The organism is Legionella busanensis (assembly GCF_900461525.1).
In the GTDB taxonomy this organism is placed as follows: domain Bacteria; phylum Pseudomonadota; class Gammaproteobacteria; order Legionellales; family Legionellaceae; genus Legionella_C; species Legionella_C busanensis.
In genome coordinates this window covers 2,032,480-2,044,319 of record NZ_UGOD01000001.1, presented here as the reverse complement: position 1 = coordinate 2,044,319, position 11,840 = coordinate 2,032,480, and the positions used below count along the sequence as shown (strand labels likewise).

Here is an 11,840-nt window from a genome sequence, read left to right as displayed (position 1 = left end):
GCCTAACTAAAATATCTTTTCTCACTAAACAATCTAAGATATACAATTACAATTTAATGTAAATTCATGATTTTAACATTTAATCTTTTACTGCCTAACCATTATATTTGTTAAACTTTAGGATTATGCACGGTTTTACCAAGGCTACCCGAGCTAATTTTTTTATTGTAAACATACTATTTTCATTAAAACTTATAAAAAAAACATACAAATTGGTGAATAATTGACCTAGAATTAAGTAAATACAGTTGGTATAGCCGAGAAAGATGCAGTTTAAAACCGAAAAAACAGAGCAAGAAATTAGTTTTGACATCTATCCTATAAAAGATTCAAGAGCAGCTCAAAATTTGATTGTAGAGAATGCTCAGAAATTAATCTCTAAATTTGACAACCGTCTTTTCTGGCTACTTCGCGAGAGTAACCAAGAGGGTGTCATAACTATTGAATCCAGAAGGTATAATGGTACCGCTCCTAATAAGTGGGAACCACAAAATCCTAAACGTTTGTGGTTAACCGAAACGGGTTGGCAGGATTTTGATTATAACGATCCGAAACCACCTAAAGGTGTACTTGCAATAACAAAAGATAATCTTACTCTTGAGCACATTCGTGCTTTAAAAGATAAGTTAGCAACAGGAAACCCCTCCTACAGTTTAGAAAACATGATTTACCCGGAATTAAAATGGGATATTAAAAAAAGGGAGGCTGTTCAATGTTCGAGAGATAAAAATAATGGTATTTTTGGCAAATTGGCTAGAGATTGTCCGAATGAAGAGAAGGGGATAATAGGAAGATCTGATCCTGCGCTGCCTGTAATGATAAAGCAGCTACCATCAGAGCATGTAACTTCTACTGCACTACCTGTAATGATAAAGCAGCTACCACCAGAGCATGTAACTTCTACTGTACTACCTGTAATGATAAAGCAGCTACCACCAGAGCATGTAACTTCTACTGCGCTACCTGTAAACCGTGGAAGGTCAACACAGGAAAAGATAGAAGCTCCCCTACAGAAGAAAGCTTCCTCAGATATTCATTACGAATACGAAGTCCATGACTCAAACAAAAGCAGAAATCATACCTTTGCAGCAAGTTACCGTGGTATGAAAGAGCAGCTTCACACTTTAAAGGGGGATCATTTAAAAACCCAGATTCTTTTAAATTTTAAATCCGAAATTAATAAGGCTACTAGCACAGAGGACCTAAAAAAAATTGTCGATAAATTAAAATATAAGGAGGGTGATCCTAAAAAAGGACTCACAGAAGAATATGCAGTTATTAAAACTGGGCAGGGACATGCAACAAAGCTATTAGGGCCATTAGGACTACAAACTTCTTCAGACAAGGCATTAGACGCAATAATAAAAGATCAAGAAAATAATATAAAGGCTGCTAATACTTGTAAGCATTAATTAAATTTTAAACAAGTGTAGGTTGGACCACATGGCCCAACATTTATGAAGAAATGGCAGGCTCCTACGGTAAATTACCAAGCGCCAGGAGAAATATAATTAACTTCATCACTGCCTGGCCAGGGCGGCATGGTGATACAAATAAATACGAGATCATCTTCATCACTTCGATATTGAAAGCTTGTCCCTAAAGGTATATCGATACTAATTCCTGCTGATAAGGGTGTAATTTTCTCTTCCTCGCTATTCTTTCGCCAAATTGCGCCTTTGCCAGATAGAATATGCCAAAATTCAGTAACAGTTTTGTGGCGGACTACTTTTGAAATAGTTCCAGCTCTTAAAGTACAATGCGCCATGCCACCTAGATGATTATTCATCAATAAACGTACTTCTGCACCTGCTGGTGAGGTGTGCTGATAGTCCTGTGGTATAAACTGTGTTTTCATTTGTAGCCTCAATTATTTTCTACATTCATAAATGATACTTTCATCATTTGTACTGGGAGATTGGGAGCGGTCAAAGGCTTTAATTAATTGAATTTGCTTAAAACCAACTGCTTTAAGTAGGTCAAGTAAAAAGGTAGCGTCATTATAAAGACGAATTTTGTATTCTTCGATTTCAGTTTGCATAATAGAGTGACCATGAATGAGTTCATATTTACCAATTGAGTAACAAATATCGTCTTCAAGCATGGCTAACTGACTTAATAAAATAAATTTATTATCGTCTAAGCGCCATTTGGAACCACGCCAAAGCCCTAATTCTTTTGGTAATGCAGCAGAGGTTTCTGTTTCAAATATAAAAAATCCATCTGGCGCTAAATGCCTATAAATTGCTGTTAAGGCAATTTTGATTGTTTCCCAATTTGTTATTAAGCCAAACGAGCCACTTGGAATAAAAATTAGTTGATATGTTTTAGGTTGATTAAGATTTTCAATCAAACCTTGCCAAATAACAGGCTTAATTTTTCTTGCACTGGCTTTTGCTATCAATGCATTTAACATACTAGGACTTGCATCGAAACCTTCAATAGTAAATCCGTCGGCTAGCATAGGTAGCAGAAATCGTCCAGAGCCACACATAGGTTCTAAAACGGTGCCATTAGCTTCTTTAACATAACTTAAATAGAAATCATAAGCTTCTTTGGGTGGATTTGGTTTACTCAAATCATATACTTGTGTACATAGATTTAGGTAAGTATTTACTGATTGGTTCATTTACGGCCCTCTAAATTACTGCGGTATTCCTTATCCAGTCTGCTATCTTCCAAGCAACTTCTTTTAAAGCGAGATCTGTGGTATCAAGAATCAGAATATTAGCTAAATCATTATAATTTGCTAATTGGTTAAATCGCCTAAAATCCATAATACTTGCTGCAGCTTCTTGAATAACATTAACAGCCCATTTTGGATCTTGATGATGCATACGAAGCCACGCAGACCAGTTAAGCATATTTTGATCTGCGCCATAGGTGTTGCGCTTTCTAAGACGCTGGATACGCTCAAAGTCATTAACATCTAAAAGACAAAAGTTAATTCTGTTAATTTGCCTGGCAGAAGGGCTGCTTAGGATTTCACCTAAAACGATTTGTCCCAATAAACAAGCGTCTTTGCCTTCGTTTAGTAATTTTTTAATCCATTGTTCAGTGGATTCCTGACGCCATTTTTTATCGGCATTCTCAGGAACACCAATATCATCAAAATCATAAACGGCAATATTATCGCCTAATAGTTCTTTTAAATTGGGTATTACAGCTGTCTTACCACTGCCACTAGCACCACCTATAAAATATAATTGTGTCATGAAGTCAATCCTGCTTTGATTAGAATTTAAAATGTGGTTATTAGGTTGGTAAGCATCATAATATTTTTCCTACTGCAATATCTCGAACGTCCCCTTTATGGCCATCCGGATCATTAAACGGCATATTAATATAACCATTATTTCTATAAAATCTTAGCGCAGCAGGTGAGGATTCAACATGCAAGCTAGAATAGTTTTGGCTTTTGAGCCACTTTTCGCATAAAGCCAAAAATTGGCTACCGTATTGACAGCTTCTTTTAGGCTCATCAATAACAATGATCCTTAATGCTGCTCTGTTATAAGGCCAAAGTTGCAAGTGAGTATAACCAATGATGTCACTACCATGAAATAAAACAAAATGAGCATGAGCGTGATGATCAAAAGTCCAAAGGTAGGGATCTGAAAGCCCAGCTGCATCAAAAAAATAAAATTGCCTGAAATAGCGTACCTTATCCCATTCACGAGGCGTTAGAGCTTTAACTATTCTTAATCCATTAAATCCTGCTTTTTTATCAGTGGCTGCAATAAAGCTCTCTTTTCCCAAACAATAGGTGTTAATATCGTAAGGATGTTGATGCGCCAACGTTTCTTTTAAGCGCGCATAAGCCTCTTTATCTTTTGGATGCGCTCTCAGCCAATCTCTAAATTTTAAATGCCGATCAATTTCAGAATTGCCCAGTTCATAAACATGAACATGATGTGTTCGTTGATTACTCCCTTTTTGGAAATAGCGGCGAAAGGGCATTCCATATTCTCCTTTTGCTTCATAGCCAAGCGTTTGCATGGCAGTATTGGCATTTTCTACCTTGGTAATATCTAAAACCACAGGGATCATATCAATGACTGGTTTTGCAGCTAAATCCGGTACAGATGTTGAACCGATATGATGAATCTCGATACAATTATTACCTAACGCTTCTTTAATTTTCCCTGCTTCTTCTGCAAACTCTATAGGCCAATTAGTATTATAAGGTACTACTTCGATGCGTCGTTGCTCATGCTTAGCTGACATAACTTAGTCTCCTTCTTGAATATGCTTATTCATAAACTACCTCATTAGCCAAGTTTTTTTGGCGCTCCTCATTTTGCTTATCTGGTAAAAATCCACCTACCTGAGCATCCCAGAGGGTTTTATATAAGCCACCTTTCTTAAGCAATACATGATGTGCGCCATCTTCAATAATGTGTCCTTTATCAAAAACCAATATTCGGTCCATCTGTAAAAGTGTCGATAAACGATGTGCAATAACTAACGTTGTTTTTCCTTGCATAAGTTCCCAGAGACTCTCCTGAATAGTTGCTTCCGTGATGGAATCGAGCTGGGAAGTTGCCTCATCAAGTATTAAAATAGGTGCATTTTTTAAGATAGCGCGTGCAATTGCAATACGTTGACGCTGGCCACCTGAAAGCTTAACTCCACGCTCGCCAACTAAGGCTTCATAGCCTTCTGATAAGAGATGTATAAACTCATGAGCATGTGCTTTTTTAGCGGCATAAATGACTTCTTCATCAGTAGCATCTGACTTGCTATAACGGATATTATCCATAAGACTGCGATGAAATAGGGTTGGGTCTTGCGGAATCATGGCAATAGCACGTCTTAAGCTCTCTTGAGTAACAGTAGCTATATCTTGACCATCAATTAAAATTTGGCCATCTACAACATCGTAGAGCCTTAAAATGAGATTTACAAAAGTTGATTTGCCACTTCCTGAAAAACCTACTAAACCCACTTTTTGGCCAGGCAGAATGGTGACTGATTTATTTTGGAAAAGACAATGTCCATCTGGGTAATGAAATTTAACATTAGAAAATACAATTTTTCCTTGCGTAATTTCTAATGAAGTCTCTTTATTTTTATCTGAAATATCATGCGCTACAATCAATGCGTTTAAACTTTGTCTTGCCTTTCCTAAAGCTTGGTTAAGTTGGTCCACTTGGGACATGGTGTACCACATCATATGCCCTAGCTCCATTGAAATACCAAGGATTAATGCAAAGTCACCAATACTAATCAGCCCTTTGCCATACAAATGAATTAGAGTAAAGGAAGCCAACCCCATCATCACTGCAATCATTCCACCTTGACCACAACATAACAAAATAATAAAGAGCTCTTTTCGTTGAAACGCCTTTTGCACTAAATGAAAGAACTGATTCATTCTATTTAGTTCATAACCTTTTTGTGCAAAAAGGCGAATATTCGCTTGATTAGAAAGACTATCTACTAATTGGCCAGATAACTGCGATTCTGAACTAGCATGATCATCAGACATCTGCACTAAACGCTTAGACATCCAGATGCTAAACAATCCAAACGCAACAAACCAAAGTAATAAAATATAAAAGAATAAAACATTAACAGAATAAGCTGTAATAAAGGAGACAACTAGCAGAGATGAGCCGCGCAAAAAATCCATCGATACGCGATGAAGAATAATTTCAATATTATCAGCAAGGGTTGTGATTTGATCAGCAATGCGTCCCGATAAATTATCCTGAAAAAACTGCGAGCTTGCGGCTAATACATATTCAAACGTTTGGCTAATAATTTTATTTTTGATAACCGCTTCATATTTATAATTTAAAAACTCAAGCGTTCGCCAAGTGATATTATCAAAAATAATAAAGTTCAATACCAACAAGCTGGCTATCCAATACAAGGCAGACATATGCTGGTTTGTTTTCGCTGTTAGGGTATTAATGAAAGATTTCACCAATAAACTGTTAAATGGCCCCCACAAGCCAGCAAGTACAGCAAGCAGGATAAACAAAAAAACGACAGCTCGATACGGCTTTAAAAAATACCATATAAAGGAGCCTAAGTGATTTGGTAAATCATTGGCTTTAAAATTGGTTTGAGAATAAATAAGGCGTAGGTCTTTAGATAGAATTGATTTATGGTTCATGATTTACTCTTAAGTATGTCTGTTAGGACATAAAAAAAACAAAAAAGTCAAAAATGACTTCGTTCGCTTTGCCCTATAGATTGGGCGTACTTAAGATGTAATTTCCATGATGATATAAACCTACTTTTAGAAAATTTTGTCTAATTAACGTTCAATTGTAAAATAAGGTAATTAAGTATGTCAATATTATGTTCAAATTATTTTTATCTTTATAAAAACTCCTTTATTTTAATAATTAAACTAATTTTTAAAGAAAAACAATCCCAATTTGTGCTATAATGGTGCTGAAAATAGTAAAACTACTATTTATCTAACTTATAAATCACTCGTAATTCTATTCTATTTAGCTGCATAATTATAAAGGCCTTGCTACACTAAATTTTAAAATATTTAAAAATATACTTATGACATTACTGCGCAAAATATGTAGCATTATATGTCTTTTACTCTTTTCAGCTGTAGTTGTCAGTCAGCTTATAAAAAACTTTGGGCAAGCTAAAAGGAGCGCTCGAGTACTTTTTGCATTTCATCGGGAAACACTCTATTGTCATTGCCGTTTTGACGAACGCCTGCAAGTTGATTTAAAAAGTTGCAATATGCAATCAGCAGCTAAATTTAAGCGAGCACACCGAATTGAATGGGAACATATGATGCCTGCTGAGAATTTTGGTAATCAGTTTGCTTGTTGGCGTGAACTACTTTGTCAGAAGCAAAACGGTAAACGATATAGAGGCCGCGCTTGCTGCGAGCGTATTGATCCTAAGTTTAGACAAGCTGAAGCTGAGCTTTATAATCTATGGCCTGCAGTAGGTTTAGTTAACCAAGCTCGCTCAAATTATCGCTATAGTATATTAGATATTCATACGACTTTTTATGGGTGTCCTATTACAATTGATCCGGTTACTAAGCGCGTTGAGCCAGCTGACTATGCTAAAGGGATTGTGGCAAGAGCAAATTTATTTATGTCGCATAAATATAATATTCGGTTAAGTGAAGCACAACGTCTATTATTTTTAAATTGGGATAAACAATTTCCACCTAATGATATAGAAATACAATGGGCTCAAGCAGTTGCCAATATAGAAGGCTATGAGAATCCTTATATCTTTAACAGGGAAGATGATTATTTAAATTTGATTGATGAAGTCCCAACTTTCATTAAGTCACCTGATAATTTGTTTAACATAATACAGGTTCTATTTAAGTAATATTTTTCCATTTTGTTTTGAAATATTACTAGGTATTAAATGAGAACTAATACAGAAGAAAATATGAGCTATTTGATATCATAAACATTAACAAGCTTAGCAAAGTTAATGAATAAAAATCTATTAAAATTTATTATTTAACCACAATAAATTTTAGTAATACTCAACCTCGAGTGCCTTAGCTCTTAGCTAATCCTTTTCACGAGCAATTCTATCTCAATTTTTTTTCAAGAGAGTTAAGTTCTTTATAAGGCTTACCTCCTTAAATGGAACATAGTAGGCCATGGCCATTTGGCTTATAGTGCTTGGTAATCAGATATTTTTTTGGGCATACTCATGTCGAAGTCCATGATATTTACTTTGTAAGCGTAGGTTGTGCCGATTAGCCAACATTTGGGAAATCCAATTTATCCAAAAACCTGCTTATACTTTAAAATTTTGAAAATTACCGTATAAGTTCGAAGTCTGATGTGTTTGATTAATGCGCACTGTAATTGGGGAAGACCCTGTTGTATGGTATAGGACCAAAAATTGTTACAAATTTGCTACATAACCAGCTCGTCGATAAAATTACGTGAGATATAAGCCATTGATATATATAAGAAAATGGCGCGCCCGGAAGGATTCGAACCTCCGACCTCCTGGTTCGTAGCCAGATACTCTATCCAACTGAGCTACGGGCGCGTAAACGACTGGCGGAGAGAGAGGGATTCGAACCCTCGATGGGATTTCTCCCATACTCCCTTAGCAGGGGAGCGCCTTCGACCACTCGGCCATCTCTCCAGGTAATGCGGCGAGTATATCAGTTATTTTGCTTACGTCAATCGCAGGTATAAAATTCATGATAAAAAATATTATTTTAATGATTAAGTGGCATTTACATATTATTTAATTAACTGCTATCTTTCATATATAGTAATGAATTAGTGAAACTCAGCGTCATATTAATTTTGTGTATATTGAGCTTTGGCTTAACAAACGATTGATCTTAAGAATCCATTTCATTCTGATTTTAATAAAATTTAGTGTAAACTCCTGATATTAAAAAATTAGCTTAGGGTACATCTTTATAAACTGAATGACTGGTTATTACTTTGTGGCGCAGGATGAATGATAGGAGGATTAATGAAACACAAATCGTATTTAGATGGTAGAGAAGTATATGTTGTTGATGGGAATCGTACCCCTTTTCTTAAGGCTAAAAATATCGGACCCTTTAGCGGCTCGGACCTAGCTGTTGCCGCAGGTATGTCTCTGTTAAGCCGTCAGCCTTTTTCTCCTACTGATCTAGATGAAGTTATTATTGGCGCTGCAATGCCAGGTCCCGATGAAGCTAATATTGCACGTGTAATCTCTTTACGCTTAGGCTGCGGTGAACGTATGCCTGCTTTTACTGTCATGCGTAATTGTGCTTCTGGTATGCAAGCATTAGATAATGCTGCCTTACAAATTGCTTCAGGTCGAAGTGATTTAGTTTTAGCGGGGGGTACGGAAGCGATGAGTCATGCTCCTTTGCTATTTAATCAAAAAATGGCTGGTTGGTTAGCTAATTGGATGGGCGCTAAAAGTGCGGGACAGCGTGCACGGCTAATTATGCAGTTTAAACCTGGCTACTTAGCACCTGTTATTGCTCTTATGCGTGGCTTGACCGATCCAATAGTTGGTTTAAATATGGGCCAAACTGCTGAAAAGGTTGCTTATCGTTTTAATATTACTCGTGAGCAAATGGATGCATTTGCCTATGAAAGTCATCAGCGTTTAGCACGTGCTTATGATGAGGGAAGGATGACTGAGATTACGCCAATTATTGATAATAAAGGGCAAGTCTATACTGAAGATACTGGCTTAAGAAAAGATTCAACGCCAGAGAAGCTTGCAACGCTTAAACCTTTCTTTGATAAGAAATACGGTATGGTAACCCCAGGTAACAGTTCTCAAGTAACAGATGGGGCTTGTTTATTACTTTTAGCGAGTGCTGATGCAGTTAAAAAATATGATTTACCTGTACTTGGTCGTATTGTTGATGTTCACTGGGCTGCTTTAGATCCAGCTCACATGGGATTAGGGCCTGTCCATGCAGCGACACCTATTTTAGAGCGCCATAATTTAAAGCCTGCGGATTTAGACTGTTGGGAAATTAATGAAGCATTTGCAGCTCAAGTTCTAGGTTGTTTGAGAGCTTGGGATGATGAAGATTATTGCCGTACGCAGCTGGGCTTAAAACAGGCATTAGGTGCGCCATCTATCGATAAAGTAAATAAAGATGGTGGGGCAATTGCTGTGGGTCATCCAATTGGTGCAAGTGGTGCAAGAATTGTTTTACACACATTACAATCCTTACAACAAACAAATGGTACGCATGGTATGGCTGCAATTTGCATTGGCGGTGGCCAGGGCGGCGCAATGTATTTAGAAAGAGTGACTGGGGTGAAAGGATAATGAATAATTACAAACATTGGGAATTTGAAACTGACGCAGATAATATTATTTGGTTAGGTCTTAATCGTGCTGATACAGCGTTAAATTCTATCAACTCAGAAGTTTTAGATGAATTAAATAGTATTTTACAAGAAGTTGTTAACCAACCTTCAGCCCAGGGTTTAGTTATTTATTCAACCAAAGATAAAGGCTTTATTGCTGGCGCTGACATTAATGCCTTTTCTAAATTTCAAACTCCTGATGAAGCAGTTGATTTTTTGAGAAAAGGGCAAACTGTTTTTGCTCGTTTAGAGGGCTTAAAAATACCTACTGTCGCTATGATTGATGGGTTTTGTATGGGAGGTGGCCTAGAGCTAGCATTGGCTTGCGATTATCGTATAGCTTCTGATGAACCTGATACTCGCCTAGGGTTGCCTGAAATATTATTAGGCATTCATCCTGGTTGGGGAGGAACAGTTCGCTTAGTCCAATTAATTGGTGGCTTTGACGCATTAACCAAAGTTATTTTAACCGGTGCACCTATTGCAGCTTATAAAGCGAAAGCAATGGGTTTTGTGGATGATGTTGTTCCTCTACGTCAGTTAAAGCGTGCTGCTGTTTATTTTATTAAAAATAAACCTAAAAAACATCAACCCACGTTTATGCAATCTTTTACTAATTTTGCTTGGGTTCGGCCTATTGTTGCGCCAATCATTCGTTATAATGTAGCAAAGCGAGTTCGAAAACAGCATTATCCTGCCCCCTATGCCGTAATTGATTTATGGGAAAAGGAAGGAGGATATGGTGAGCGAGCTTATTTAAAGGAAATAGATTCAGTCGAACAGCTGGTTACGCGAAATGAAACCGCTAAAAATTTAATTCGTGCGTTTTTACTAAGAGAGCGTATGAAGAGTTTTGCCAAGGCTAGTGAATTTAAAGCAGAGCATGTGCATGTGATTGGTGCAGGTGTCATGGGTGGTGATATTGCAGCTTGGTGTGCATTGCGTGGACTTAGAGTTACTTTACAAGATAAATCTTATACTCAAATTGGGGCAGCGAAAGCACGCGCTTATTCGTTATATAAAAAGAAGTTAAAGCAGCCGCGCTTAGTGCAAGCAGCAATGGATAGGTTAATCGCTGATCCAGAAGGTTTTGGTGTAGCGGGTGCTGATGTCATTATTGAAGCTGTATTTGAGAATTTAGAAGTCAAACAGACTATTATGAAGCAGGTAGAAGAAAAGGCAAAAGCAGATGCTATCATAGCAACAAATACTTCAAGCATTCCTTTAGATGAAATTAGCCAAGTGATGACCAATCCAAGTCGTTTGGTTGGTATTCATTATTTTAACCCTGTTGCCAAAATGGAGTTAGTTGAAGTAGTTAGTAGTAATAAAACAGCAAGTGATATTCGCGACAAGGCTTGTGCTTTTGTCAATCAAATTAGCCGTCTGCCATTGCCTGTAAAATCAAGTCCGGGCTTTTTAGTGAATCGAGTTCTCATGCCTTATTTAATGGAATGCGTGCAATTACTTGAAGAAGGTTACGCAGGTGAAACTATTGATGAAGCAGCAAAAGAATTTGGTATGTTTATGGGGCCTGTTGAATTAGCAGATACAGTCGGTATGGATGTATGCTTAGCGGTTGCTGAGAATTTAACTAAATATTACGGTGGTAGTGTTCCGCAAAAATTACGTGATATGGTTAAAGCCGGTAAACTTGGTCGTAAGACAGGGGAAGGCTTTTATAAATATAAAGATGGTAAACCAATTAAGAAAAAGCCACAAACTGATAAATCTTATCCTGAAATTGCTAACCGTTTAATTTTACGAATGGTAAATGAGTCAGCTGCTTGTCTAAGAGAAGGCGTCGTAGCGGATAGTGACCTTTTAGATGGCGCAATGATCTTTGCAGCAGGGTTTGCTCCTTTCCGTGGTGGACCAATGAATTATGCTAAGCACTTTGGTCATGATAAATTAAATGAATTATTTGCTAAATTAGAAAATCAATATGGTCAGCGTTTTAAGCTGGATAAGCAATTTAGTGAAAGTTCAAGTTAAAAGTAGTTTGGAAATCTGAATGCTGGAACTTTT

At 37.0% G+C, this 11,840-nt stretch carries 9 protein-coding genes and 2 tRNA genes; 4 read left to right on the top strand and 7 right to left on the bottom strand.

What is annotated here, in order from left to right; translation table 11 throughout:
* The first annotated feature begins 266 nt into the window (after nucleotides 1–266).
* Nucleotides 267–1,412: a hypothetical protein gene (locus DYH30_RS09130; protein ID WP_115331366.1), complete on the top strand. Its 1,146-nt coding sequence runs from the start codon at nucleotides 267–269 to the stop codon at nucleotides 1,410–1,412.
* 74 nt (nucleotides 1,413–1,486) lie between these two features.
* Here DYH30_RS09130 and DYH30_RS09125 read toward each other — a convergent pair whose 3' ends face one another.
* Genes DYH30_RS09125 through DYH30_RS09105 form a run of 5 tightly spaced genes read right to left on the bottom strand, consistent with a single transcriptional unit; the run spans nucleotide 1,487 to nucleotide 6,124 of the window.
* Nucleotides 1,487–1,858 (bottom strand): cupin domain-containing protein, encoded by a 372-nt coding sequence (locus tag DYH30_RS09125; protein ID WP_115331365.1) that lies wholly within the window; start codon nucleotides 1,856–1,858, stop codon nucleotides 1,487–1,489.
* Between the two features lie 12 nt (nucleotides 1,859–1,870).
* A complete protein-coding gene (locus DYH30_RS09120; protein ID WP_115331364.1) occupies nucleotides 1,871–2,629 on the bottom strand; it encodes a class I SAM-dependent methyltransferase in 759 nt (252 codons plus the stop codon).
* 10 nt (nucleotides 2,630–2,639) lie between these two features.
* The gene (locus DYH30_RS09115) at nucleotides 2,640–3,215 is read right to left on the bottom strand and encodes an AAA family ATPase (protein WP_115331363.1); all 576 of its coding nucleotides are present in this window, start codon (nucleotides 3,213–3,215) and stop codon (nucleotides 2,640–2,642) included.
* A gap of 55 nt (nucleotides 3,216–3,270) precedes the next feature.
* Nucleotides 3,271–4,227: a GNAT family N-acetyltransferase gene (locus DYH30_RS09110; RefSeq protein WP_115331362.1), complete on the bottom strand. Its 957-nt coding sequence runs from the start codon at nucleotides 4,225–4,227 to the stop codon at nucleotides 3,271–3,273.
* A gap of 25 nt (nucleotides 4,228–4,252) precedes the next feature.
* Nucleotides 4,253–6,124, bottom strand: coding sequence for an ABC transporter ATP-binding protein (locus tag DYH30_RS09105; RefSeq protein WP_115331361.1), 1,872 nt, complete (start codon nucleotides 6,122–6,124; stop codon nucleotides 4,253–4,255).
* 404 nt (nucleotides 6,125–6,528) lie between these two features.
* Here DYH30_RS09105 and DYH30_RS09100 point away from each other — a divergent pair, with 404 nt between their 5' ends.
* Nucleotides 6,529–7,332, top strand: coding sequence for an endonuclease (locus DYH30_RS09100; RefSeq protein WP_115331360.1), 804 nt, complete (start codon nucleotides 6,529–6,531; stop codon nucleotides 7,330–7,332).
* 607 nt (nucleotides 7,333–7,939) lie between these two features.
* On the opposite strand, the gene DYH30_RS09095 is transcribed toward DYH30_RS09100, so the two are convergent.
* Nucleotides 7,940–8,016: transfer RNA gene (locus DYH30_RS09095), tRNA-Arg, on the bottom strand.
* Between the two features lie 9 nt (nucleotides 8,017–8,025).
* Nucleotides 8,026–8,115, bottom strand: a tRNA-Ser gene (locus tag DYH30_RS09090).
* A 342-nt stretch (nucleotides 8,116–8,457) separates the two neighbouring features.
* Between DYH30_RS09090 and DYH30_RS09085 the strand changes: the two genes are divergently transcribed.
* Nucleotides 8,458–9,771: an acetyl-CoA C-acetyltransferase gene (locus tag DYH30_RS09085; RefSeq protein WP_115331359.1), complete on the top strand. Its 1,314-nt coding sequence runs from the start codon at nucleotides 8,458–8,460 to the stop codon at nucleotides 9,769–9,771.
* Entirely contained in the window at nucleotides 9,771–11,807 is a 2,037-nt protein-coding gene (locus DYH30_RS09080) for a 3-hydroxyacyl-CoA dehydrogenase NAD-binding domain-containing protein (protein WP_115331358.1), read from the top strand. Before DYH30_RS09085 ends, DYH30_RS09080 begins: the two co-directional genes overlap by 1 nt.
* Nucleotides 11,808–11,840: the final 33 nt, after the last annotated feature.